Origin of the sequence: Enterobacter sp. J49 (assembly GCF_002148625.1) — a bacterium.
Lineage (GTDB): Bacteria > Pseudomonadota > Gammaproteobacteria > Enterobacterales > Enterobacteriaceae > Enterobacter > Enterobacter ludwigii.
The window spans coordinates 25,761-49,673 of record NZ_MWPY01000023.1 but is presented as its reverse complement, the minus strand read 5'-3'; the positions used below and the strand labels follow the sequence as shown (position 1 = coordinate 49,673).

The 23,913-nt window shown below is 57.0% G+C and carries 20 protein-coding genes; 6 read left to right on the top strand and 14 right to left on the bottom strand.

The genetic code is table 11. The annotated features are described in order from the left end of the window. Window positions 1-6 precede the first annotated feature (6 nt). Window positions 7-1,653: a Na+/H+ antiporter gene (locus BJP35_RS05100; RefSeq protein ID WP_014168228.1), complete on the top strand. Its 1,647-nt coding sequence runs from the start codon at window positions 7-9 to the stop codon at window positions 1,651-1,653. Window positions 1,654-1,701: 48 nt separating this feature from the next. Here the strand turns inward: BJP35_RS05100 and BJP35_RS05095 are convergent, their stop codons facing one another. Continuing rightward, window positions 1,702-2,583 carry a LysR family transcriptional regulator gene (locus tag BJP35_RS05095; RefSeq protein ID WP_025206385.1) on the bottom strand — a complete coding sequence of 294 codons (882 nt, stop codon included), beginning with the start codon at window positions 2,581-2,583 and terminating at the stop codon, window positions 1,702-1,704. A 102-nt stretch (window positions 2,584-2,685) separates the two neighbouring features. On the opposite strand from BJP35_RS05095, the gene BJP35_RS05090 reads away from it, so the two are divergent. Both BJP35_RS05090 and BJP35_RS05085 read left to right on the top strand, forming a co-directional pair. Next, window positions 2,686-3,096 (top strand): CidA/LrgA family protein, encoded by a 411-nt coding sequence (locus tag BJP35_RS05090; RefSeq protein WP_032679393.1) that lies wholly within the window; start codon window positions 2,686-2,688, stop codon window positions 3,094-3,096. Continuing rightward, on the top strand, window positions 3,089-3,778 hold the full coding sequence (locus BJP35_RS05085; RefSeq protein WP_023310063.1) for an LrgB family protein: 690 nt from the start codon (window positions 3,089-3,091) through the stop codon (window positions 3,776-3,778). Before BJP35_RS05090 ends, BJP35_RS05085 begins: the two co-directional genes overlap by 8 nt. A gap of 32 nt (window positions 3,779-3,810) precedes the next feature. On the opposite strand, the gene actP is transcribed toward BJP35_RS05085, so the two are convergent. From actP to acs, 3 genes are all read right to left on the bottom strand, one after another. Then, the gene (actP, locus tag BJP35_RS05080; RefSeq protein ID WP_025206383.1) at window positions 3,811-5,460 is read right to left on the bottom strand and encodes a cation/acetate symporter ActP; all 1,650 of its coding nucleotides are present in this window, start codon (window positions 5,458-5,460) and stop codon (window positions 3,811-3,813) included. Next, a complete protein-coding gene (locus BJP35_RS05075) occupies window positions 5,457-5,771 on the bottom strand; it encodes a DUF485 domain-containing protein (RefSeq protein WP_014168233.1) in 315 nt (104 codons plus the stop codon). The genes actP and BJP35_RS05075 overlap by 4 nt, the downstream gene beginning before the upstream one ends. A 72-nt stretch (window positions 5,772-5,843) precedes the next feature. Further along, on the bottom strand, window positions 5,844-7,802 hold the full coding sequence (gene acs / locus BJP35_RS05070) for an acetate--CoA ligase (RefSeq protein WP_020882831.1): 1,959 nt from the start codon (window positions 7,800-7,802) through the stop codon (window positions 5,844-5,846). A gap of 423 nt (window positions 7,803-8,225) precedes the next feature. On the opposite strand from acs, the gene gltP reads away from it, so the two are divergent. Then, a complete protein-coding gene (gene gltP / locus BJP35_RS05065; protein WP_013095082.1) occupies window positions 8,226-9,539 on the top strand; it encodes a glutamate/aspartate:proton symporter GltP in 1,314 nt (437 codons plus the stop codon). Between the two features lie 74 nt (window positions 9,540-9,613). Here gltP and BJP35_RS05060 read toward each other — a convergent pair whose 3' ends face one another. Together BJP35_RS05060 and fdhF are read right to left on the bottom strand one after the other, a co-directional pair. Next, a complete protein-coding gene (locus BJP35_RS05060) occupies window positions 9,614-10,288 on the bottom strand; it encodes a tetratricopeptide repeat protein (RefSeq protein WP_014168236.1) in 675 nt (224 codons plus the stop codon). A gap of 324 nt (window positions 10,289-10,612) precedes the next feature. Beyond that, window positions 10,613-12,760 (bottom strand): formate dehydrogenase subunit alpha, encoded by a 2,148-nt coding sequence (gene fdhF / locus BJP35_RS05055; RefSeq protein ID WP_078774721.1) that lies wholly within the window; start codon window positions 12,758-12,760, stop codon window positions 10,613-10,615. A 255-nt stretch (window positions 12,761-13,015) separates the two neighbouring features. Here fdhF and BJP35_RS05050 point away from each other — a divergent pair, with 255 nt between their 5' ends. Continuing rightward, window positions 13,016-13,747, top strand: coding sequence for a response regulator (locus BJP35_RS05050; RefSeq protein ID WP_025206379.1), 732 nt, complete (start codon window positions 13,016-13,018; stop codon window positions 13,745-13,747). On the opposite strand, the gene BJP35_RS05045 is transcribed toward BJP35_RS05050, so the two are convergent. The 6 genes from BJP35_RS05045 to BJP35_RS05020 form a co-directional block, all read right to left on the bottom strand. Continuing rightward, window positions 13,744-14,751 (bottom strand): carbohydrate kinase family protein, encoded by a 1,008-nt coding sequence (locus BJP35_RS05045; RefSeq protein WP_086462941.1) that lies wholly within the window; start codon window positions 14,749-14,751, stop codon window positions 13,744-13,746. The genes BJP35_RS05050 and BJP35_RS05045 overlap by 4 nt on opposite strands. Further along, on the bottom strand, window positions 14,748-15,608 hold the full coding sequence (locus BJP35_RS05040) for a ketose 1,6-bisphosphate aldolase (protein WP_014168241.1): 861 nt from the start codon (window positions 15,606-15,608) through the stop codon (window positions 14,748-14,750). Before BJP35_RS05040 ends, BJP35_RS05045 begins: the two co-directional genes overlap by 4 nt. A 10-nt stretch (window positions 15,609-15,618) precedes the next feature. Continuing rightward, on the bottom strand, window positions 15,619-16,305 hold the full coding sequence (locus tag BJP35_RS05035) for a D-lyxose/D-mannose family sugar isomerase (RefSeq protein ID WP_014168242.1): 687 nt from the start codon (window positions 16,303-16,305) through the stop codon (window positions 15,619-15,621). 84 nt (window positions 16,306-16,389) lie between these two features. Next, entirely contained in the window at window positions 16,390-17,331 is a 942-nt protein-coding gene (locus tag BJP35_RS05030; protein ID WP_014168243.1) for an ABC transporter substrate-binding protein, read from the bottom strand. A 30-nt stretch (window positions 17,332-17,361) separates the two neighbouring features. Continuing rightward, window positions 17,362-18,357, bottom strand: coding sequence for a ribose ABC transporter permease (locus tag BJP35_RS05025; RefSeq protein ID WP_014168244.1), 996 nt, complete (start codon window positions 18,355-18,357; stop codon window positions 17,362-17,364). Then, window positions 18,354-19,874, bottom strand: coding sequence for a sugar ABC transporter ATP-binding protein (locus tag BJP35_RS05020; RefSeq protein ID WP_020882824.1), 1,521 nt, complete (start codon window positions 19,872-19,874; stop codon window positions 18,354-18,356). The genes BJP35_RS05025 and BJP35_RS05020 overlap by 4 nt, the downstream gene beginning before the upstream one ends. 181 nt (window positions 19,875-20,055) lie before the next feature. Here BJP35_RS05020 and BJP35_RS05015 point away from each other — a divergent pair, with 181 nt between their 5' ends. Continuing rightward, window positions 20,056-22,344: an ATP-binding protein gene (locus BJP35_RS05015; protein WP_086462940.1), complete on the top strand. Its 2,289-nt coding sequence runs from the start codon at window positions 20,056-20,058 to the stop codon at window positions 22,342-22,344. Here the strand turns inward: BJP35_RS05015 and alsK are convergent. Both alsK and alsE read right to left on the bottom strand, forming a co-directional pair. After that, window positions 22,289-23,233: an allose kinase gene (alsK, locus tag BJP35_RS05010; RefSeq protein WP_086462939.1), complete on the bottom strand. Its 945-nt coding sequence runs from the start codon at window positions 23,231-23,233 to the stop codon at window positions 22,289-22,291. The genes BJP35_RS05015 and alsK overlap by 56 nt on opposite strands. Beyond that, complete coding sequence (gene alsE, locus BJP35_RS05005) at window positions 23,217-23,912, bottom strand: D-allulose 6-phosphate 3-epimerase (protein WP_020882821.1); 696 nt, start codon at window positions 23,910-23,912, stop codon at window positions 23,217-23,219. Before alsE ends, alsK begins: the two co-directional genes overlap by 17 nt. Window position 23,913 lies beyond the last annotated feature (1 nt).

Genomic DNA, 23,913 nt, shown 5'->3' with positions numbered 1-23,913 from the left:
GAACGCATGGAAATCTTCTTCACAATACTCATCATGACTCTTGTGGTCTCGCTATCCGGGGTAGTCACACGCGTACTGCCCTTTCAGGTCCCCCTGCCATTAATGCAAATTGCCATCGGCGCGCTGCTGGCGTGGCCGACGTTTGGCCTGCACGTGGAGTTCGATCCCGAACTGTTCCTCGTGTTGTTTATTCCGCCGCTGCTGTTTGCCGATGGCTGGAAAACGCCCACGCGTGAATTCCTTGAACACGGGCGAGAGATATTAGGTCTGGCGCTGGCGCTCGTGGTGGTCACGGTGGTTGGGATTGGCTTCCTGATCTACTGGGCGGTACCGGGCATTCCGTTAATTCCGGCCTTTGCGCTGGCCGCGGTACTGTCACCAACCGATGCCGTGGCGTTGTCCGGCATTGTCGGTGAAGGCCGTATTCCGAAGAAAATCATGGGGATTTTACAGGGTGAGGCGCTGATGAATGACGCCTCTGGCCTGGTTGCCCTGAAATTTGCCGTGGCCGTCGCGATGGGCACGATGATCTTTACCGTAGGCGGCGCGACCCTGGAATTCTTCAAGGTGGCGATTGGCGGTATCCTGGCCGGGTTTGTGGTGAGCTGGCTGTATGGTCGTTCGCTGCGCTTCCTCAGCCGCTGGGGCGGCGATGAACCGGCGACACAGATTGTGCTGCTGTTCCTTCTGCCGTTTGCCTCTTACCTGATTGCCGAGCATATCGGCGTGTCGGGCATTCTGGCGGCGGTGGCGGCAGGGATGACCATCACCCGCTCCGGCGTAATGCGCCGCGCGCCGCTGGCCATGCGCCTGCGTGCGAACAGCACCTGGGCGATGCTGGAATTTGTCTTTAACGGGATGGTGTTCCTGCTCCTGGGCCTGCAGTTGCCGGGCATCATGGAATCCTCGCTGGTGGCGGCCGAGGCCGACCCGAACGTCGAAACGTGGATGTTGTTCACCGATATCGTGCTGATCTACATGGCGCTGATGCTGGTGCGTTTCGGCTGGCTGTGGACGATGAAAAAATTCAGCATGCGCTTCCTGACGAAAAAACCGATGGAGTTCGGCTCGTGGACCACGCGGGAGCTGCTGATTGCTTCTTTTGCTGGCGTTCGCGGGGCGATTACGCTTGCCGGTGTGCTGTCCATTCCGCTGCTGCTGCCCACGGGCGATGTCTTCCCGGCGCGCTATGAACTGGTGTTCCTGGCGGCAGGGGTGATTCTGTTCTCACTGTTTGTCGGCGTGATAATGCTGCCTCTTCTGCTGCAGCATATTGAGACGGGTGACTCGACTCAGCAGCATAAAGAGGAGCGTATTGCCCGCGCGGCGACCGCCGAAGTGGCGATTGTGGCCATTCAGAAGATGGAAGAACGTCTTGCGGCGGACACGGAAGAGAACATCGACAACCAGCTGCTGACTGAAGTGAGCTCGCGCGTGATTGGTAACCTGCGTCGTCGTGCCGATGGCCGCAACGATGTGGAAAGTTCGCTGCAGGAGGAGAACCTGGAGCGCCGGTTCCGTCTGGCGGCGCTGCGCTCAGAGCGTGCGGAGCTGTACCACCTGCGCGCCACGCGGCAAATCAGCAATGAGACGCTGCAAAAACTGCTGCACGATCTGGATTTGCTGGAAGCCTTGCTGATAGAGAATCAGTAGCCCGTGCGGGCTGATGCCCTCACCCTGACCCTCTCCGCCCGGAGAGGGTCAGGGAACCCAAAACCCTTCACAGCATTTCAGCCACGCCTGCGCGCTGTGCGATAAATAAACCCCTTCGCGCCAAATCATCCCTAACTGCCAGTGCAAATCGCTTTCCAGCGGGATCCAGCGCAGGGTGTTTTTATCGAGCCGTTCGCAAATCGGCTGCGGCAATATCGCAATGCCGACGCCAGCCTGCACCATCGCGGCCAGGAAATCCCACTGCCCGCTGCGCACCGCAATGCGCGGCTTCACGTTGTGTTGATTAAACAGCGCCATCAGCTGGCGGCTGAGGGCGAAATCTTCGTTGTAAATCAGCAGCGGGTGTTCACCGAGCCGTTCGGGTTTCACCGTGTCGACCTTCAGCCAGTCACCAGAGCGGGGGACCAGCACGCACAGCGGGTGGCTAAAGAGCGGCAGCGTCGCCAGACCGCTCTCTTCCTCCACGGGGAGGGCGGTCATGGCGACATCCAGCTCGCCGTTGGTGACCGCCTGTTGAACCGTTAAGCCGCCAAACTCGGAAATTTTCAGCTCAACGCCGGGATAACGCTGGCGAAACAGGCTGATGGGGCCGGCCATCATCATCCCAACCATCGGCGGGATGCCGAGGCGCAGCAGCCCTTTTGTCAGGTGATTGATATCGCCAAGCTCCGCTTCCAGCTGGCGGAACTCCGCCAGGATCGCCAGCCCGCGTTCAAAGACGACCCGCCCGGTATCGGTCAGCAGCAGCTTGCGTCCGTCGCGGATAAGCAGGGTGCAGTTCAGTTCATCTTCGAGGTTTTTCAGCATCTTGCTGATGGTGGGTTGGGTGACAAACAACTTCTCCGCTGCGCGGGTAAAACTTTGCTGACGAACCACTTCGACAAAATAGCGCAGCGTTCTTATGTCCATGATTATTCCTCGGAACTATGCCTTTGATGATTTTAATTCATTTCAGTCCATTACGTGCGCTCACTATACTGGCGCCTCGTCTCATTTTTGAGGAAAACCCCCATGGCCGTGGCGTTAAGCCGTGTTACGCCTGCCGTTGTGCAACGACTTCAGGTACCGGTTCAGGTACTGCTTTATGCGGGACTGTTTGTTTTCGCTGAATATCTTGTCAACTGGTTGCATCTGCCGCTGCCTGCCAACCTGGTCGGAATGGTGCTGATGCTGACGCTTATCCTCTGTCGCGTTATCCCCCTCAACTGGGTACGCGCCGGCGCGCGCTGGCTGCTGGCGGAAATGCTGCTGTTCTTTGTGCCTGCCGTGGTCGCGGTGGTGAACTATGCGCAACTGCTGAGGGTAGATGGCTGGCGCATCTTCGCGGTCATTGCGCTGAGCACGCTGATGGTGCTGGGGGCCACCGCCTGGGTGGTTGATAAAGTGTATCGGTTTGAAATCAGCAGGCAAAAGCATGACTAACTTCCAGATAAGCGTGTTGTGCCTGATTGCCACTCTGGCGATCTACTTTGCCAATAAACGCCTGTATCGCCGTTTTCACGCGCTGCCGCTGATGCCGCTGGTCTTCACGCCGATCCTGCTGGTCCTGATGCTGGTCTTCGGGCATATCTCCTGGCAGAACTACATTGGGGAATCCCACTGGCTGCTGTGGCTACTGGGGCCTGCGACCATTGCCTTTGCGGTACCGGTGTATGACAACCTGGCGATCATCAAACGCCACTGGATGTCGCTCAGCGCTGGCGTGATCACGGCCACGGTGGTGGCGGTCTGCAGTTCCGTCTGGCTGGCACGGCTGTTTACGCTGCCCGATGAAATTCAGCGCAGCCTGGCCGTCCGTTCGGTCACCACCCCGTTTGCGCTGGCCGCGGCCAAGCCGCTCGGCGGACAGCCGGATCTGGTCGCGCTATTTGTGGTCGTGACGGGCGTCTTCGGGATGGCGGTTGGCGACATGCTTTTTTTGCGGCTGTCGATCCGTGAAGGAATGGCGAAAGGGGCGGGATTTGGCGCGGCATCGCACGGTGCGGGAACGGCACGTTCGTATGAACTTGGGCAGCAGGAAGGGGTGGTGGCAAGCCTGGTGATGATGCTCTCTGGCGTGGTGATGGTATTGATTGCACCGCTGGTGGCGTGGGTGATGTTCTGATTTCCCCGGCCGGAAAGGCCGGGGAGACGAGGTTAGTGCGCGCGGCCTTGCTCGACGCCCAGACCCGTTTGTGAGCGGATAAACTGGGCGCGGAATTTCTCACGCTCCAGGTTACCTTCCGGCGAGTTATCGGTCGCGGAGAAGATCCAGATACCAATAAACGCCACGGCAATGGAGAACAGCGCCGGGTATTCATACGGGAAGATAGCGCTTTCGTGACCGAGGATCTGTACCCAAATCGTCGGGCCAAGGACCATCAGAATCACGGCCGTCAAAAGCCCCAGCCAGCCGCCAATCATCGCCCCACGGGTGGTCAGTTTTGACCAGTACATGGAGAGCAGGATGATAGGGAAGTTACAGCTTGCCGCAATGGAGAAAGCCAGCCCCACCATAAAGGCGATGTTCTGCTTCTCGAACAAAATCCCCAGCAGAATAGCGACCACGCCCAGCACCAGCACGGTGATTTTCGAGACTTTCAGCTCATCACGTTCGCTTGCCCCTTTGCGGATAACGTTGGCATAGAGGTCGTGCGATACCGCAGACGCGCCCGCCAGCGTCAGCCCGGCAACCACCGCGAGGATGGTGGCGAAGGCCACGGCCGAGATAAAGCCAAGGAACAGGTTACCGCCTACCGCGTCGGCCAGATGCACTGCCGCCATGTTGTTACCGCCAATCAGCCCGCCCGCCGCGTCTTTAAACGCCGGATTCGCCCCCACCAGCATGATGGCGCCAAAACCGATGATAAAGGTCAGGATGTAGAAGTAACCCATAAAGCCTGTGGCGTAGAAGACGCTTTTGCGCGCTTCACGCGCATCGCTCACGGTGAAGAAACGCATCAGGATGTGTGGCAAGCCAGCCGTACCAAACATCAGACCCAGACCGAGCGAAAGCGCAGAAATAGGGTCTTTCACCAGCCCGCCAGGGCTCATGATCGCTTCCCCTTTCGGGTGTACCGCCATCGCTTCAGTGAACAGATTATTGAAGCTGAACCCGACGTGTTTCATGACCATAAAGGCCATAAAGCTGGCGCCGAACAGCAGCAGAACCGCTTTGATGATTTGCACCCAGGTCGTGGCCAGCATGCCGCCGAACAGGACGTACATCACCATCAGCACACCCACCAGCACCACCGCGATGTGGTAGTTCAGGCCGAACAGCAGTTCGATCAATTTACCCGCGCCGACCATCTGCGCAATCAGATACAGCGCGACCACCACCAGCGAGCCGCAGGCGGAGAGGGTACGAATCGGCCCCTGCTTCAGCCGGTAGGAGGCCACGTCTGCGAAGGTATAGCGGCCCAGGTTGCGCAAGCGTTCTGCGATCAGGAACAAAATAATCGGCCAGCCCACGAGGAAGCCGAGGGAGTAAATCAGACCATCGTAGCCGGAGGTGTATACCAGCGCGGAGATACCGAGGAAGGAGGCAGCGGACATAAAGTCGCCTGCAATTGCCAGCCCGTTCTGAAAACCGGTAATGTTGCCGCCTGCGGTGTAGTAATCATTACGGGAGCGCACGCGTTTCGAGGCCCAGTACGTGATGTACAGCGTCAGCAGCACGAAAATCAGGAACATGATAATCGCCTGCCAGTTGGTTGGCTGGCGCTGTACCTCGCCGGTGATGGCATCAGCGGCGTTGGCGGCAAAGGGAAGTGTGGCGGCAAGCGCCGTCAGGACTCTCTTCATGATGCTTTTACCTCTGCCAGGACTGCTCTGTTAAGACGATCGAATTCGCCATTGGCGCGCCAGACGTACACGCCGGTCAGCACAAACGAAATGATTATCACGCCAATCCCAATCGGAATTCCGCGCGTGACGCTGGTGCCCGCGTGCAGCGGCGTACCGAGCCAGTGTGGGGCAAAGGCAATCAGCAGAATAAAGCCGACGTAAATAATCAGCATGATGATGGAAAGTAAGAAGGCAAACCGTTGCCGTTTATCCACGAGCTCCCTGTAGTGCGCACTATTCTCTATCTGCTGACAAATATCGTTATTCATCAGAGGTCTCCAGAAGTATTTATAGGGGAGGTTTTTTTATTCCCTCTCCCGGGGGGGAGAGGGGAGATCGCGTTACGATGGCATTGCGATGGACTGCTTCTCTTCGAGCAGTTTTTCCACCACGCCAGGATCGGCAAGCGTTGAGGTATCACCGAGGTTGCTGGTGTCACCGGCTGCGATTTTGCGCAATATGCGGCGCATAATTTTGCCTGAGCGGGTTTTCGGCAGAGAGTCGGTCCAGTGCAGCACGTCCGGCGTGGCAAGCGGGCCAATCTCTTTACGTACCCAGTTGCGCACCTCGGCATACAGTTCTGGTGACGGCTCTTCGCCATGATTCAGCGTGACGTAGGCATAAATCGCCTGGCCTTTAATGTTGTGTGGGATCCCGACGACGGCGGCTTCGGCGATCTTCGGATGAGATACCAGCGCGGATTCAATCTCCGCGGTACCCAGACGGTGGCCGGAGACGTTCAGCACGTCGTCCACGCGCCCGGTTATCCAGTAATAACCGTCCTCGTCACGCCGGGCGCCGTCACCGCTAAAGTACATATTTTTAAAGGTCGAGAAGTAGGTCTGCTCGAAGCGCTCGTGATCGCCGAACAGGGTACGCGCCTGGCCCGGCCAGGAATCGGTGATCACCAGATTGCCTTCGGTGGCTCCGTCCAGCGGATTGCCTTCGTTATCCACCAGCGCAGGTTGTACGCCGAAGAACGGTTGAGTTGCTGAACCGGCTTTTAACTGCGTCGCACCCGGCATAGGGGTGATCATAAAGCCGCCGGTTTCGGTCTGCCACCAGGTGTCCATTACCGGACATTTTTCGTTGCCGATTTTCTTCCAGTACCACTCCCAGGCTTCCGGGTTGATGGGCTCGCCAACGGAACCGAGGATGCGCAGCGAAGAGCGGTCAGTGCCTTCAATGGCCTTATCGCCTTCCGCCATTAATGCGCGGATCGCCGTTGGGGCGGTATAGAGAATATTGACTTTGTGTTTATCGACCACCTGACACATGCGCGCCGGCGTTGGCCAGTTCGGTACGCCTTCAAACATCAGCGTAGTGGCACCACAGGCCAGCGGGCCGTAAAGCAGGTAGCTGTGACCGGTGACCCAACCCACGTCGGCAGTACACCAGTAAATGTCGCCCGGATGGTAGTCGAATACGTACTTGAAGGTGGTAGCGGCATAGACCAGATAGCCGCCGGTGGTGTGCAACACGCCTTTCGGTTTGCCGGTTGAGCCGGAGGTGTAAAGAATAAACAGCGGGTCTTCCGCGTTCATCTCTTCCGGCTGATGTTGGTCGCTGGCTTTTTCAATCAGATCGCTCCACCACAGGTCGCGTCCTTCGTTCCAGTCGATCTTGCCGCCGGTACGCTTGAGAACGATGACGTTGCTGACAGTTTTCACGTTCGGATTTTTCAGCGCTTCATCGACGTTTTTCTTCAGGGGAATGCCACGGCCAGCGCGCACGCCTTCATCGGCCGTGATCACCAGTTTCGAGCTGGAATCGACAATACGTCCGGCTACCGCTTCCGGTGAGAAGCCGCCAAAAATCACCGAGTGAATCGCACCGATACGCGCGCAGGCCAGCATGGCTACCGCCGCTTCAGGCACCATTGGCATATAGATAGCCACTACGTCGCCTTTTTTAATGCCCCTTTCCAGCAGAACGTTGGCAAAGCGGCACACGTCGCGGTGCAGTTCTTTATATGTAATGTGTTTGCTTTGAGAGGCGTCGTCACCCTCCCAGATAATGGCCGTTTCATTACCGCGTTCGGCAAGGTGGCGGTCAAGACAGTTTGCTGCCAGGTTCAGCGTGCCGTCTTCGTACCATTTAATGGAGACGTTGCCGGGCGCAAAGGAGGTGTTCTTCACCTTCTGATAAGGTTTAATCCAGTCAAGAATATGGCCCTGCTCACCCCAGAAGACGTCCGGGCTGGAGACGGATTGCTGATACTTCTCGTGGTACTGCTCCGGGTTTATCAGGCAACGGTCCGCAATATTTGCGGGAATGTCGTGTTTATGTACTTGGCTCATGGCTTTTTTTCTCCTTGTAAGATGTTAATAATATGTCGCAAAAACGTTAATAGTAGGGGCTTTACAAGCTTTGTTTATTATTTGGGCTACAGATCACGCATTGTTTGAAGAGTATGAAAAATGAGCGAATGAAACTTTGAAGGAAAATAATTCACCGTGCCGATTATTCACAATTTCGATTAAAAAAGCCTTTTTATAACAAAAAGTTATTGATGGGAATTGTGACAAACTCACGTCATGACCGCTTTTTGCAGCGAAATGTGCCGTTCTTTAAGGCTTGCGCAACATGCCGCGCAAATGATACTCATACGCCGCGTTAAAAAATCCCATAAACCAACGCAACACAATTCATACCCTTTCAGTATGTATCCATATTCATGCAGTTTATGTGAATAGGGCGCTTCATTGAGGAAGTCAGTTTCTATGAAAAACGTTAAAGTCAGCCTGGCCTGGCAAATCTTGCTAGCCCTTGTGCTGGGTATCCTGCTGGGTAGCTACCTGCATTATCACAGCGACAGCCGCGAGTGGCTGATTGCGAACCTGCTCTCCCCGGCAGGAGATATCTTTATTCATCTGATCAAGATGATTGTCGTACCGATTGTTATCTCAACGCTGGTCGTCGGCATTGCCGGTGTGGGGGATGCAAAACAGTTAGGCCGTATCGGCGCGAAGACAATTCTTTATTTCGAAGTGATCACGACGATTGCCATCATTCTGGGCATCACACTGGCGAACGTGTTCCAGCCAGGATCCGGGATCGATATGTCGCAGCTGGCGACGGTGGATATTTCGAAATATCAAAGCACTACCGCTGAAGTACAGAGCCACGCGCATGGCCTGATGGGAACCATCCTTTCGCTGGTGCCGACCAACATCGTGGCTTCCATGGCGAAGGGCGAGATGCTGCCGATCATCTTCTTTTCGGTGTTGTTTGGTCTGGGTCTTTCCTCCCTGCCTGCCACGCACCGTGAACCGCTGGTCACCGTGTTCCGCTCAATTTCTGAAACCATGTTCAAAGTGACTCACATGGTGATGCGCTACGCGCCGGTTGGGGTGTTTGCGCTTATCGCGGTAACCGTGGCGAACTTCGGTTTCGCCTCTCTGTGGCCGCTGGCGAAGCTGGTGATTCTGGTTCACTTCGCCATCCTGTTCTTCGCGCTGGTGGTACTGGGAATTGTGGCGCGCCTGTGTGGGCTGAGCATCTGGATCCTGATCCGTATTCTCAAAGATGAGTTGATTCTGGCGTACTCCACGGCAAGCTCTGAAAGCGTACTGCCGCGTATTATCGAGAAGATGGAGGCCTACGGCGCGCCGGCATCGATTACCAGCTTTGTGGTGCCAACCGGCTACTCCTTTAACCTGGACGGCTCAACGCTGTACCAGAGTATTGCGGCTATCTTTATTGCTCAGCTGTACGGCATTGACCTGTCTCTGTGGCAGGAGATCGTGCTGGTGCTGACCCTGATGGTGACCTCAAAAGGCATCGCAGGCGTACCTGGCGTCTCCTTTGTCGTGCTGCTGGCAACCCTGGGCAGCGTAGGGATCCCGCTGGAAGGTCTGGCGTTTATCGCCGGTGTCGACCGTATCCTCGACATGGCGCGTACGGCGCTGAACGTGGTGGGTAACGCCCTGGCGGTGCTGGTTATCGCTAAGTGGGAGCACAAATTCGACCGTAAAAAAGCGCTGGCGTATGAACGCGAAGTGCTGGGTCGTTTTGATAAGACCGCAGACCAGTAAAATAAAAAGGCCGGGGTTAACCCGGCCTTTTCGCATTCCCTCTCTGTCCAAAAGAGAGGGCCGTGTAAGAGGCTTTACTCCCCACTCAACGCGTCAAATTCTTCACATCCCGTATCAAACCCTTCGGTACAGCTCAGGTTCAGCCAGTAGAGCGCTTTCTGCTTATTCGGCGTTATAAAGCCTTTCTCGCCCTGCTGGAACAGCATTCCGGCCCAGTACTCCGCGTAACCCGTACGCGAAAGGGAGGAGCTGCGTTTGAACCACGACGCGGCTTTGACGTCGTCCTGCGCCACCTCAACGCCGTTGGCATAAATCATCCCCAGCAGCATTTGCGCATCCACCGCGGAATCGTTGTCGATATCTTCGGTTGCCGTTTGCAGCAGTGCGATGGCCTGTGGGTAGTCGGTTTTCCCTGCCTGGGTGTTGACCAGCACGCGTGCCAGCATAATTGCGCCGCGTTTACTGCCGGCGATAGTGGCCTGCTGCGCCAGCGCTTTGGCCTGCGCGTAATCGCCCTGTGTAAACTGGATTTGCGATAACAACGCCATGGCGTCGACATCGCCCCCTTTTGCTGCTTTCTCTGCCCACTGCGCGGCCTGCTTGCTGTCGCCGGAACTGAAGTAGGTATCGGCAAGGTAATACTGGGCGCGGGCGTCACCCGCTTCCGCCTGTTGCTTGTACTGGCTGCCAATCTCATCCGCGTGGACGAGTGACGTAAAAAATAACAACATCAGAAAAATTGATTTCATGGATTCTTATCATCTGGGTACACGCCGCGCAGTATAATCGTCGTCGCAGAAGAAAAAAACGGGCGCGGTAAAGGTGAATGAACATTTCCCGGTGCCCGCCGCGTTTCGTCTCACAATAATGCTTGTGAAAGAGGGCATTAGACGCTCGCGGGGGAGATTCTCTCACTGAATTAAAATACAAAGCCGGGTATTTATTTCGGTGCTAATGACATTATTGCTGCGGGGCAGCGTGCACAATATATATTGATAATATAAATAGCTTATTAAGAAATAAAAAAGGGGTGAATAGGTCACCCCCTTTTATTCATCGATTAATTAACAGCATTAACCCAACGCGCTTTCACGCAGTCTGGCTTTCAGCTTGCTATATTCGTCAATCACATACTGTTCCGCGGCGTGCTGGTCAGCAATCGGCTCCACGCGTACGGCGCAGTACTTATACTCCGGCGTTTTGGTTATCGGGCTTAAGTTCTCCGTCACCAGTTCGTTGCAGGCACCAATCCACCACTGGTAGGTCATATAGACCGCCCCTTTGTTAGGTCGGTCGCTGACCTGCGCACGGGTAATGATGCGTCCTTTACGCGAGTGCACCCAGATCAGGGCTTCATCTTCAATGCCCAGACGCTCTGCGTCAGCGGTATTGATCTGCGCATAGCCCGGTTCATCCGCCAGTGCCGCCAGCGCAGCACAGTTACCGGTCATTGAGCGACAGGAGTAGTGGCCCACTTCACGCACGGTAGAGAGCACCATCGGATACTCATCGGTGAGTTTATCGATTGGCGCGACCCAGTCGCAGGTGAAGAACTGCGCCAGTCCGTTCGGGGTGTCGAACTTCTCTTTAAAGAGATACGACGTGCCCTGATCGGCCTCTGACTCATCGCGGCATGGCCACTGGATATACCCCAGCTCACCCATTTTCTCATAGGTGGCACCGGTGAAGTCCGGACACAGTTTGCGCAACTCGTCCCAGATTTCCTGGGTGTTGTTGTAGTGCATCGGATAACCCATGCGGGTGGCGATTTCGCTGATGATCTGCCAGTCGGTTTTCAGATCCCACTTCGGCTCCACCGCTTTGAAGAAGCGCTGGAAGCCGCGGTCTGCCGCCGTGTAGACACCTTCATGCTCGCCCCATGACGTTGACGGTAAAATCACATCCGCCGCCGCCGCGGTTTTGGTCATAAAGATGTCCTGGACAATCACCAGTTCGAGATCCTCAAAGCCTTTACGCACCGCTGACAGCTCGGCGTCGGTCTGCAGCGGATCTTCACCCATAATGTAGGCGGCACGCACTTCACCGTGCGCCGCACGGTGCGGCAGCTCGCTGATGCGATACCCGGTATGTTCCGGCAGGCTCTCCACGCCCCAGGCCTTCGCGAATTTCTCACGATTTTCCGGGAACTTAACGTACTGATAGCCCGGATAGGTATCCGGCAGTGCGCCCATGTCACACGCACCCTGCACGTTATTCTGACCACGTACCGGGTTCACGCCCACATGCGGTTTGCCCAGATTTCCGGTCAGCATCGCGAGGCTTGTCAGGGAGCGTACGGTTTCCACGCCCTGATAGAACTGGGTTACGCCCATGCCCCACAAAATGGCCGCGGTTTTCGCCCCGGCGTACATCCGCGCTGCCTGGCGGATCTCTTGCGCGCTTACGCCGGTTATCGCTTCGACGGACTCCGGCGTGTAGCCTTCGACAATTTTCCGATACTCGTCAAACCCTTCCGTACGGGTCGCGACGAACGCCTGGTCGTACAGATTCTCCTCAATAATGACGTGGCCCATCGCATTCAACAGCGCGATATTCGAGCCGTTTTTCAGTGCAATGTGCATATCCGCAATACGTGCCGTTTCAATTTTGCGCGGATCGCAGACGATGATTTTCGCCCCATTCTGTTTGGCGCGAATAACGTGGTTCGCGACGATAGGGTGAGAATCCGCCGGGTTATAGCCAAAAATAAACACGAGATCGGTGTTATCTATCTCGTTAATCGCATTACTCATAGCGCCGTTACCGACCGACTGGTGCAGACCTGCAACCGATGGGCCGTGTCAGACACGAGCGCAGCAGTCGACGTTATTGGTACCAATAACGGCGCGCGCGAATTTTTGCATTACATAGTTGGTTTCATTACCGGTACCGCGTGAAGAGCCGGTAGTCTGGATCGCATCCGGGCCATACTTGGCTTTGATAGCGCTCAGGCGCGTGGCGACATAATCCAGCGCCTCGCTCCAGGAGACGGCTTCCAGCTTGCCACCGCGCTCGCGGCGGATCATAGGGGTTTTCAGGCGTGGGGTAAGGATTTGGGTATCGTTAATAAAATCCCAGCCGTAGTAGCCTTTCAGGCACAGCGTGCCCTGGTTGGTTTTCCCCTGGGCGGCCTCCGCCCGGACGATTTTGCCGTTATCGACCACCAGGTTGATCTTGCAACCCGAGGCACAATAAGGGCAAACCGTGACGACTTTTTTCATCAGTCTGCTCCAGTTAATCAATGCTTACGCCCCACTATGCAGCTTCTATGCCATGTTTTTATTGTGGGTATCAGCAGACTTTACGGCCAACAGAGGGGCAAAACCCTGACGAAAAACAGCCAATCGTCAAAATTGACGTGTCGAATGGGCAGTGGATGTGACATGGGTTGTAATTCCGTCATGTAAAAGTCAAATTGGCTGGAGCCGACGGCAGAATAGTTCAGACTTAACATAATCCCCTGATGGAAGCATGCGATGAAACCGGCGATTCTGGTGGTTGATGACGATACCGCAGTTTGCGAGCTGCTGCAGGATGTGCTGAGTGAGCACGTCTTTAGCGTGCTCGTCTGCCATAACGGCCAGGACGCGCTGAGTCTGGTTCAGCATGAGCCACACATTGCCCTTGTCCTGCTGGATATGATGCTGCCGGATATCAACGGCCTGCAGGTATTACTGCACCTGCAAAAGCAACGTCCGGAGCTGCCGGTGGTGATGCTGACCGGGCTGGGCAGTGAGTCAGACGTGGTGGTGGGGCTGGAGATGGGGGCCGACGATTATATTGGCAAACCGTTTAACCCGCGCGTGGTGGTTGCCCGGGTTAAAGCCGTGCTTCGCCGTACCGGGGCGCTGGCCGCAGACACCCCGGTGCCACGCGTGGCGGGCGTGACGTTCAATGGCTGGACGCTGGATACCTCCCGCTGTGAACTCAGCGATCCGCAGCGTAACCCTGTACCGTTGACCCAGGGAGAATATGGTCTGCTGCTGGCGCTCACCCAGAACGCCCGGCGGGTGCTCAGCCGGGAACAACTGCTCGAGCTGACGCACAGCGAAAGTGCCGAGGTGTTCGACCGCACAATCGATGTGTTGATCATGCGCCTGCGCCGTAAAATAGAAGCCAACCCGCATCAGCCCGTACTCATTAAAACCGTCCGTGGGCTGGGCTACGTCTTTGCTGCCGATGTGTCTCACAGCGAGAAAGCGGCTTAAATATTCTCTTTAATAAACAGCTGCAGCTCGGCCAGCGTTTTTGCCCCATCAATGGCGTTCGCAGCCAGCAGGCTTGCCCGCGCGCAGGCATGGGCCAGGTAAATACTCTCGACCAGCGGCAATGCTTCATGGCAGCCGTATAAGAAGCCTGCGCAGAAGGCATCACCCGCCCCGACGCTGCCGATAATCTCTTCCCGCTCCAGCAACCAGGAGGGGATCCAGCGCCCTTCATCGTCCGGTGTTAACCCCCACGCCCCTTCCGGACAGTGGATCACCACCCGCTGACGCACGCCAGCCGCCAGAAGCTGTGAGGCGGCTTCCGCGATATGGGCAATGTGCGGGGCATCGTTCTCGTCGCGCATCTCCAGCCCGCTAAACTCGCCGGCTTCCAGTTCGTTGATGACCAGATAATCAAGATGGCGCAGGGCAGGGAGAACCAGCGGCTGATAGCGAGGGTCACCCTTTCGCGAGACCAGATCGAGCGAGGTTTCATACCCCTGATCGCGCATCTGGGCCAGCAGCCGTGCGCTGCGGGTGCCGTACTCGTCATCGGGCATATCCAGGCTGTCGAGCAGTAACAGGTAGCCGAGGTGGAAAATCTTCATCGCGCCGTCGAGGCGGTCGAAGGCGGGCAGATCCAGAAGACGGTTGGCGCCCGGGGAGTGGAAAAAAGTGCGCTGCCCGCTGGGGTCGGTCATAACCTGCGACATAGAGGTTGGCGCAAAGGTCGTGCGCTGCACCCGCTGGCGGTTGACGTGATACTGGTCGAGCATCGCCAGGATGTAATCGCCGTCGCTATCTTCGCCAATCAGGCCGACGGCCTGCAGCGGCAGGCCAACGTGCATTTTGGCCAGCGTCAGCAGGACGTTCAGCGGCGCACCGCCGGTTGAACGTTCGCTGTGGGTAATTTCCGCCAGCCAGCCGCGCTCCGGCCATTGCACAATCTGGTGGACATGATCCACCAGCATATTGCCGGCGGCGATAATCCCTTTACGTTCCATTATGCCTGCCCCGCGCTGCCAAAGATGCGCATTTGCGCGGCGACCGTATCGGTAATCGCCTCCTCTATGCCCAGCAACAGTTCTGCAAATTCATCGTACAGAGGCTGACGTTTTGCCATCCGTTGCTCAACGGCAGAGAGCGCGGCCTGTGACATGCCGGTATAAAAGTTGATTTTATGGATCCCCAGTTCGATGGCGCGACGAAAATCGGCATCGCTGATGCCGGAGCCGCCGTGTAAGACCAACGGCAGGCCGGTCTGCTGGCGAATGGCGTCCAGACGAGGGAAATCGAGTTTTGGCTCGCCTTTGTATTTACCGTGCGCGTTGCCAATGGCGACCGCTAGCGCATCAATGCCGGTGGCATCGACAAACTCGCGCGCCCGCAGCGGGTCCGTAAACAACGCTTCATCCGCATGGCCATACAACGCGCCACCTTCGTCACCGCCTACCGCACCCAGCTCCGCTTCTACCGATACGCCAACCGCGTGGCACATCTTCACCACCTCCCGCGTCTGGCGAATGTTTTCTTCGTAGCTCAGGGTGGAGCCATCAAACATCACGGAGCTGAAGCCTACGCGCAGCGCACGTACCACCGCCTCGAAATGCAGGCCGTGATCGAGATTGAGCACCACCGGAATATCATGACGGGCGGCTTCAAACCTGACCGCTTCGACCAGCGACTCCAGGGAGACATACTTAAAGTGGATTTCCGCAATATTAATGATAAACGGCGAGCGTTCCTGTTTCGCGGCAGCAAACAGCGCGCGCAAAAAATGGGAGTCGAGAACGTTAAACGCGCCGAGCGCGTAGCGGTGTTTCCTGGCGTGCTCAAGACCGTCGGCAAGAGAAATCAATGGCATCATTTACTCCTTATTTCCGAAACAGGTTGTACTCGTTGCACAACACCAGCACCGCCGGTTCGTCTTCTTCGATATTGTTATAGCGGGCAATGGGCTGTAAAAAATGGTTATCGTGTTCATCGTCATTCACCGATGACACTTCTCCCACCAGTACGTCGCCAAAACCGCGTTCGCCCCAGAAACTGTGGTACAGGCCGGGGGTGAGGCAGATGCTGTCCCCGGGTTGCAGGCGTAACTGACTGCCGGGCGCGTGGGTCTGCAGACAGCCGTCGAGGGTAACGGTCACGTCGGTATTTTCAGGTTCTTGATGTGCGCCGGCATTCCATAACTCGACGATCAGGTTTCCGCCGCCACGGTTGATGATGTCTTCCCGTTTACGCCAGTGAAAATGCATGGGCGTCACCTGACCATCCCGGACGTGCATGATTTTTTCGGCATAGCACTTTTCATAGGGCACGCCGTTCGGTGAGCCATTGCGCAGGGTAAAGAGCGTTAGCCCCTGTGCGGCAAAATGGTCGCCGCCGAATGCCGTTACGTCCCAGCCAAGCCTGAGATCAAACACTTCCTGCCAGGCTGCCGGATCAAGCTGCTGCCATTTCGTCGGCGGAAAACTGGCAAAGGGAGGGAGATGCACGTCGTGCATGGAGAAGAACTGCCGCGTGTGGCCAAGGATTTCATTGATTTCGGAGCGTTTCATGGGGCCCCCTGGACGCTATGTCAGGCCTCACCCCAACTCTCCCGCGAAGAGAAGATCAGGGTGAGGGCATCAAACCGTACTACATCACTTCACTGTCCACCCCTTATAGGATCCGACGTTCTTTTTATCGATCATCGTCACCGGGATCAGCACAGGCTCTTTAGGCGCAGGTTTGCCCTGCAGAATGTCATAGCCGATCTCAACCGCTTTTGCCGCCATTACCTGCGGATCCTGAGCTGGCGTCGCGACAAACAGGGAGTTCTCACGCTTAAGCGCTTCCTCGCCGTCCGGGCTGCCGTCTACGCCAACGATAAAGAATTCATTGCGTTGGGCCTGTTTTGCCGCCAGATCGGCACCGATCGCCGTCGGATCGTTAATCGCGAACACGCCGTCGATCTTCGGATTGGCCGCCAGCAGTGAGGTCATCACTTCCAGACCGCCTTCACGGCTACCTTTGGCGTTCTGGTTATCAGAGAGCACCTTGATATCCGGATGTTTTTTGAACTCGGTCTGGCAGCCTTCGACGCGGTTTTGCACCGCGGACACTGGCGGCCCGTTGATGATGACCACGTTGCCTTTGCCTTTCAGGCGGTCAGTAATGTATTTACAGGCCATTTCCCCCGCCTGGGTGTTATCGGAGGTGATGGTGGCATCCGCCCCTTCCGCCGCGACGTCAACCGCGACAACCACGATCCCGGCCTCTTTCGCGCGTTTAACCGCCGGGCCGATCCCTTTGGAATCCGCGGCGTTAAGGATGATCATGTCCACTTTGGCCGCAATAAAGTTGTCGATCTGCGCTACCTGCTGGCCGAGATCGTAACCGCTGGAAACCAGCGTCACTTTGACGTTATCCCCCGCCAGTTTGCGCGCTTCCAGCTCGGCACCTTTGGTGATCTGCACGAAGAATGGGTTGGCCAGGTCGCCCACCGTCACGCCGATGGACTTCAGATCTTTCGCCTGCGCAAACGGCGTTGCGGCAAGCAGCGCGCCAGCACAGAGCGCGGTCACTAACGGTTTCAAACGCATCTTCTCTTCCTCGCTTGTAGGGTATTGTTGTTATGCACTTTGATGGTGTCGGGTACGGTATTTGTCGATCAGCACCGCTATGATGATCACCGCCCCTTTGATCACCAGTTGCCAGAAGTAGGAGACGCCCATCAGCGTCATGCCGTTGTTAAGCGTGGCGATGATCAGCGCCCCCACCAGCGTGCCGGTGATCGTGCCGATCCCGCCGACAAAGCTGGTGCCGCCGAGGATCACCGCCGCAATCGCATCCAGCTCGTAGCCCATGCCCAGGTTGCCGTTGGCGCTGTAGAGACGCGAGGCACTCATCACGCCGCCCAGGCCCGAGAGCAGCCCGCTCATGCCGTACACAAACAACAGCACCAGCCAGACCTTAATGCCTGTCAGACGCGCCGCCTGCATGTTGCCGCCAACCGCATAAATGTGAACGCCAAGCGTGGTGCGGCGCAGAATAAACCAGCACAGCACAATGACCGCCAGCGCGATCACCACCAGCCACGGAATGGGTCCAAGGTAGTTATTGCCGATCCACTCAAAGTTAATGTTGGAGTTAATGACGGTCGTACCGTCCGCCAGCAAATAAGCCGCACCGCGCAGGGCCGTATAGGTACCGAGCGTCACGATAAACGGCGGCAGCCCGGCAAAAGCCACCAGCGCGCCGTTGAACAAACCCAGCACCAGGCCGAGCATGAGCGCTGCCGGAATAGAAAGCATGGCGAACTCAGGTATTAACGACACCACCATCGCCGCCACGGCCGTGGTGCCCAGAATGGAGCCGACGGAGAGGTCGATCCCGCCGGTCAGAATGATGAAGGTCATCCCTGCGGCCAGCACGATGTTGATCGACGCCTGGCGGGTGATATTGAGCAGATTACTTTCGGTAAAGAAGTTAGGCGCGATAAAACCAAATACCGCCACAATCAGGATCAAGATGGGCAAAATGCCGACCGTCTGCATCAGATCGCTCATCAGCATTTTTTTGGCAGAGGCGGACTTCGCCACCTGCTGCGGATGGGTTGAATTTGTCATAGTTGCACCGCCTGATGATGAGAGTCGTTCACGCCGGTCGCCAGCGTCATGATGTTTTCCTGAGAAATTTCTGCTCCGTGAAGTTCACCTGCAATGCTGCCTTCACGCATGACATAGACGCGGTCGCTCATGCCGACGATTTCCGGCAGCTCGCTGGAGATCATCAGGATCGCCACGCCCTTGCGCGCCATCTGGTTCATGATGCGGTAGATTTCACTTTTCGCCCCGACGTCGACGCCGCGCGTCGGTTCGTCCAGAATCAGAATGCGTGGGCCGATGGCCACCCAGCGGGAGATAAGCAGCTTTTGCTGATTGCCCCCGGACAGGCCACCCGCGCGGACCTGTGAATGCGGCACGCGGATGTTAAGCAGGGCGATCGCATCGTCAGAAATGGTCTGCGCTTTTTTGCGGTTCAGCATGCCGAAGGTGGCGTCGCGCTCCAGCGTCGCCATGGTGATGTTCTCCTGTGCGGCCAGCTCGAGGAACAGCCCTTGTTCTTTGCGGTTCTCGGTGAGAAAACCGATCCCGTTGTCGATGGCGGCACGCGGGGAGTGGATCACCACCGGTTCGCCGTCGACCTCAATCATGCCGCCCGTGGCTTTGCGCGCGCCGAAGATCAGCTGCGCCAGTTCGGAACGTCCGGCGCCCACCAGACCTGCCAGCCCGACAATTTCTCCGGACCGCACCTGCAGACTGCAGGGGAGCACTTTTTTGCCGTCGGTAAGGTGATGCACGTTAAGACGCGGGCTGCCGAGTGGGATATCGCGCTCTTTGTTAAACAGATCGCTTAGCGGACGGCCGACCATCATCTTCACCAGCTCAGAGGCGTTCAGTTTGTCGCGCGTCAGGCTACCGACGTACTGCCCGTCACGCAGAACGCTGACGCGATCGGAGAGTTCATACACTTCCGCCATGCGGTGGCTGATATAGATAATCGCCATTCCTTCCTCTCGCAGGCGCAGTATCAGCTCGAACAGGCGATGGGTTTCACGTGAGGAGAGGGCGGCGGTGGGTTCATCCATCACCAGAATGCGGCTGTTACGGTGCAGCGCGCGGGCAATTTCAACCTGCTGCTGCTCGGCGATGGTCAGCCTCATTACCAGGTCGGTCGCCTTGAAGTGCGCGCCCAGACGGTCAATCACCGCCTGCGCCTGCGCGGCCATCTCTTTGCGCTGCACCAGCCCGGCGCGCGACAGCTCGCTGCCCAGGAAAATGTTTTCAGCGACGGTCAGATTGGGGGCAAGCTGCATCTCCTGATAAATGAGGGTGATACCCGCGGCCAGCGCATCCTTTGGCCCTTTGATGTGAAACGGCTGTCCGTCAATCAGGATCTCGCCGCTGGTGGCGGTATAGGCCCCCGCGAGGATCTTCATCAGGGTACTCTTTCCTGCGCCGTTTTCCCCCATCAGCGCGTGGATCTCACCGGGGTACACCGTCAAATCCACACCCTTGAGCGCGTGGAAATGGCCAAACGTTTTGGCAATGTTGCGCATCTCCAGTACCGGGGTTCTGCTCATGGCGGATCTCCTTGAATGTCGATATCCGCACTTCATCACAGGTTGGTAAATGCAAAATGTCAGAAGCCGTTCATATTTGTCATAGTTATGAATAGTTAACTTACATCACAATTCCCCGCTTTTTCCCTCTCAGCAGGAGAGGGCCAGGGTGAGGGCATCACATTCCACCGGAGCTTACCGTATGCCATCACACCGTCCGCCCTTCTTTGCCAGCGCCCGTGGTCGCCTGCTGATTTTTAATCTGCTGGTGGTGGCGGTGACGCTGATGGTCAGCGGCGTGGCGGTGCTCGGCTTTCGTCATGCCAGCCAGATCCAGGAACAGGTGCAGCAGCAGACGCTGGATGACATGACCGGCAGCATGAACCTCGCCCGCGATACCGCCAATGTGGCAACGGCGGCGGTGCGGCTCTCGCAAGTTGTAGGCGCGCTGGAATACAAGGGCGAAGCCGAGCGCCTGAAGCAGACGCAGATGGCGCTGCGTCACTCGCTGGAACAGCTTGCCGATGCGCCACTGGCGCAACAGGAGCCCGCGCTGGTGGCGCGAATTATTCAGAGAAGTAATGAGTTACAGCAGAGCGTGACGGGCATGCTGGAGCGCGGGCAGCGGCGTCATCTGGAGCGTAATGCGCTTCTCAGCGCGCTCTATCAAAGCCAGAGCTATTTGCGCCATCTGCAGGACATCAACCGCCGTTACGCCAGCAACGTCCCGGATGCGCAACAGCTTATGGAAATGGACAGACTAATCATCGCCGCTATTGAAACGCCCTCGCCGCGCGCCACGGTTCAACAGCTGGATGCCGTGACGGCAACGCTGCCCCGGAGCGTGACGCAGCCCGTGGTGAACGCTATCCTGCCCGATTTTAATGCCGAGCTTCACAAGCTTGTTCCGCTCTCGACGCAGCTGGAGGAGAGCGATCTGGCGATCAGCTGGTATATGTTCCACATCAAGGCGCTGGTGGCGATATTAAACAGCGACATCAATCAGTACGTTGAACAGGTGGCGCAGGCCTCCCGGCTGCGCACTGCCCAGAGTCACCAGGAGCTGCGCTCCATCAGCGTATTTATCAGTGTGTTCGCCGTGCTGGCGCTGATCATCACCGGGTGCGCCTGTTGGTATATCTACCGTAATCTGGCCTCCAACCTGACGGCCATCTCCCGGGCGATGTCGCGCCTTGCTCACGGCGAGCAGGATGTTTCCGTCCCCGGGCTGCAGCGTCGTGATGAGCTGGGTGAGCTGGCTCGAGCGTTTAACGTTTTTGCCCGCAACACCGCCTCGCTTGTCCACACCACCCGCCTGCTGAAAGAAAAAACCACGCAGATGGAGATCGACCGCATCGAGCGTCAGGGGCTGGAAGAGGCGTTGGTGCACAGCCAGAAGATGAAGGCCGTCGGGCAGCTGACGGGCGGTCTGGCGCATGACTTTAACAACCTGCTGGCGGTGATCATTGGCAGTCTGGAACTCACCGATCCTGACTCACAGGACGCCCCGCGTATCACCCGGGCACTCAAGGCCGCCGAGCGTGGTGCGGTGCTGACCCAGCGCCTGCTGGCGTTTTCCCGCAAGCAATCCCTGACCCCGCACGCGGTAGAGATGAAACCGCTGCTCGAGAACCTGCGGGAGTTGATGTACCACTCGCTGCCGGCCACCCTGACGCTGGAAATTGAAGCGCAATCACCGGCGTGGCCGGCGTGGATAGACGTTAGCCAGCTGGAAAACGCCATTATTAACCTGGTGATGAACGCCCGTGATGCGATGGAGGGACAGACGGGGGTTATTAAGATCCGCACGTGGAATCAGCGCGTGACCCGCAGTGACGGACGCAGACAGGATATGGTGGCGCTGGAGGTTATTGACCGGGGAAGTGGAATGTCGCAGGAGGTCAAATCCCGGGTCTTCGAACCGTTCTTTACGACCAAGCAAACCGGAAGCGGTAGCGGATTAGGCCTGTCGATGGTCTACGGTTTTGTACGCCAGTCCGGTGGGCGCGTGGAGATTGAAAGCGCGCCGGGGCAGGGGACCACCGTGCGGCTGCATCTGCCACGCTCGACGCTGCCTGTTAGTTCTGCTGATGAAACCCAGGCCGCCGCGGCTGCCGTTGAAAATGAACGCCTGGTACTGATGCTGGAAGATGAAGCCGATGTCCGCCAGACCCTGTGCGAGCAGCTGCATCAGCTGGGCTATCTGACGCTTGAAGCGGACAACGGCGAACAGGCCCTGAAGATGCTGGACGTGTCACCGGATATTGGCATGTTTATTAGCGATTTAATGCTGCCCGGCAACCTCAGCGGTGCCGAGGTGATCAACCATGTGCGCAGCCATTATCCGCAGCTTCCGGTGTTGCTGATCAGCGGCCAGGATCTGCGTCCGACGCATAACCCGCAACTGCCGGACGTGGCGTTACTGCGTAAGCCTTTTACCCGTGTTCAGCTGGCGCAGGCGTTGCGCAAGGTGATGACAGGAACTGGCTGAGAGCCAGGGTCGCCGCCCCCTGAGCACCGTTAAAGGATGACGATGATGCTGTAATGAAACGGACTGCCTCATACGGCAGCGGACGGCGCAGATGCTGTTTAATTCTGGCAATCAGCGCGTCGCGTGGAAAATCGACCATATCCATCACGCCGCCGCCGAGGATCACCGCATCCGGGTCGAAGAGATTTACGCTGGTGGCAATGGCTCGGGCTGCATGATTTAAGAGCTGTATGACAAAGGGGTCATGACACGCTGAGGTAAAAATCTCGCCAATCGCGTAATCACGGGGCTGTTGTTCATACCACTGTTTCAGGGCAATACCGGAACAGACGGTTTCCAGACATCCTGTGTTACCACAACCGCAATGGCGTGACATATCGCCCTGCGGAATATGTCCAAGCTCGCCCGCGACCCCGTGTGCACCTGTCCAGGGCGCGCCGTTCAGCCAGATGGCGAACCCCATGCCGGTACCGAGATAGGCTGCCAGAACCTGCTGATGCTGCAAGTTGTGCTGCATAACATCAAAAGAGAGCTGGAGGTTAACGTCACGGTAGAATTCGACCGGGCATCCCAGCGCGTCCGCCAGTTTGCCCGCCAGGTCCCGTCGGTCTGTTGCCTGTAATGGCAGGTTTGGTGTCGAGATAATGGTGCGTTTGTCTTTGCCGACCAGTGCAGGAAAACCCATCACCAGACCCCGACAGCGAACCTGATAGTGACGAAGCCTTGCAACGATCATTTCTGCGACGCCGCACATGACGCCTGAACGGATAATGTCTGCTGTACGGTGTTTTTCACAGTGCAGCACGGCCCCGTCGGCTGTAAGCAGGCAAAAACGGATATGGGTAGCGCCCATATCCACTCCGGCGACGACATCAGGCTGTTTTTGCATGAGGAAGGGCCTCGTTCTTTGCCGACAGAATCTGTCCGGCCATCAGTTGCCATGCGTCGTCGATATTCTCTGCGTGGTTGAACAGTCCTGACGTCCCGACGATAAAGACATCAGCCCCGGCGGCCATCAGTTTTTTGTAGGTGGACTGATTGCAGGAGCCATCGATCTCAATCTCATAGCGCAGCCCTTCACGTTCGCGCCAGGCTTTCAGCTCGGCAATTTTTTCGAGCATTTCCGGAATGAAAGGCTGCCCGGCAAAGCCAGGATCGACGGTCATGACCGTAATTTTGTCCGCCTTGTGAATGTAATATTTCATCGCTTCAACGGGCGTTTCAGGGTTGAGGATCAGACCGACTCTCATGCCATGACGGCGAATTTCGTCAATCAGACGGAAGGCCTGACCGTTAATCGTTTCCGGATGCAGGGTGATGAAATCCGCTCCGGCCTGTGCCAGTTGACTAATGTAGTCCTGGGGGCGTGTCACCATCAGATGGCAGTCCAGCGGTTTGGTGGCGAGCTTCTTCACCTGGCTGACAAAGAACGGTGACAGCGTCAAATTGGGCACAAAGTGACCGTCCATGATGTCGATATGGAAGTAGTCCGCGTGCTGGTCTATGAATTCGATCTGCTCTTTGAATTTCAGCAGGTCCATACACATCAGGGAGGGGGAAATTTTCATC

Bases quoted from the DNA above. Each gene is read 5' to 3' on its own strand.
- BJP35_RS05085 (WP_023310063.1), top strand. From the start codon at position 3,089: ATGACTAACTTCCAGATAAGCGTGTTGTGCCTGATTGCCACTCTGGCG.
- BJP35_RS05090 (WP_032679393.1), top strand. From the start codon at position 2,686: ATGGCCGTGGCGTTAAGCCGTGTTACGCCTGCCGTTGTGCAACGACTT.
- BJP35_RS05025 (WP_014168244.1), bottom strand. From the start codon at position 18,357: ATGACAAATTCAACCCATCCGCAGCAGGTGGCGAAGTCCGCCTCTGCC.
- BJP35_RS05095 (WP_025206385.1), bottom strand. From the start codon at position 2,583: ATGGACATAAGAACGCTGCGCTATTTTGTCGAAGTGGTTCGTCAGCAA.
- BJP35_RS05040 (WP_014168241.1), bottom strand. From the start codon at position 15,608: ATGCCATTGATTTCTCTTGCCGACGGTCTTGAGCACGCCAGGAAACAC.
- gltP (WP_013095082.1), top strand. From the start codon at position 8,226: ATGAAAAACGTTAAAGTCAGCCTGGCCTGGCAAATCTTGCTAGCCCTT.
- BJP35_RS05100 (WP_014168228.1), top strand. From the start codon at position 7: ATGGAAATCTTCTTCACAATACTCATCATGACTCTTGTGGTCTCGCTA.
- alsK (WP_086462939.1), bottom strand. From the start codon at position 23,233: ATGCAAAAACAGCCTGATGTCGTCGCCGGAGTGGATATGGGCGCTACC.
- BJP35_RS05030 (WP_014168243.1), bottom strand. From the start codon at position 17,331: ATGCGTTTGAAACCGTTAGTGACCGCGCTCTGTGCTGGCGCGCTGCTT.
- BJP35_RS05060 (WP_014168236.1), bottom strand. From the start codon at position 10,288: ATGAAATCAATTTTTCTGATGTTGTTATTTTTTACGTCACTCGTCCAC.
- acs (WP_020882831.1), bottom strand. From the start codon at position 7,802: ATGAGCCAAGTACATAAACACGACATTCCCGCAAATATTGCGGACCGT.
- BJP35_RS05035 (WP_014168242.1), bottom strand. From the start codon at position 16,305: ATGAAACGCTCCGAAATCAATGAAATCCTTGGCCACACGCGGCAGTTC.
- actP (WP_025206383.1), bottom strand. From the start codon at position 5,460: ATGAAGAGAGTCCTGACGGCGCTTGCCGCCACACTTCCCTTTGCCGCC.
- BJP35_RS05075 (WP_014168233.1), bottom strand. From the start codon at position 5,771: ATGAATAACGATATTTGTCAGCAGATAGAGAATAGTGCGCACTACAGG.
- BJP35_RS05050 (WP_025206379.1), top strand. From the start codon at position 13,016: ATGAAACCGGCGATTCTGGTGGTTGATGACGATACCGCAGTTTGCGAG.
- alsE (WP_020882821.1), bottom strand. From the start codon at position 23,912: ATGAAAATTTCCCCCTCCCTGATGTGTATGGACCTGCTGAAATTCAAA.
- BJP35_RS05020 (WP_020882824.1), bottom strand. From the start codon at position 19,874: ATGAGCAGAACCCCGGTACTGGAGATGCGCAACATTGCCAAAACGTTT.
- BJP35_RS05015 (WP_086462940.1), top strand. From the start codon at position 20,056: ATGCCATCACACCGTCCGCCCTTCTTTGCCAGCGCCCGTGGTCGCCTG.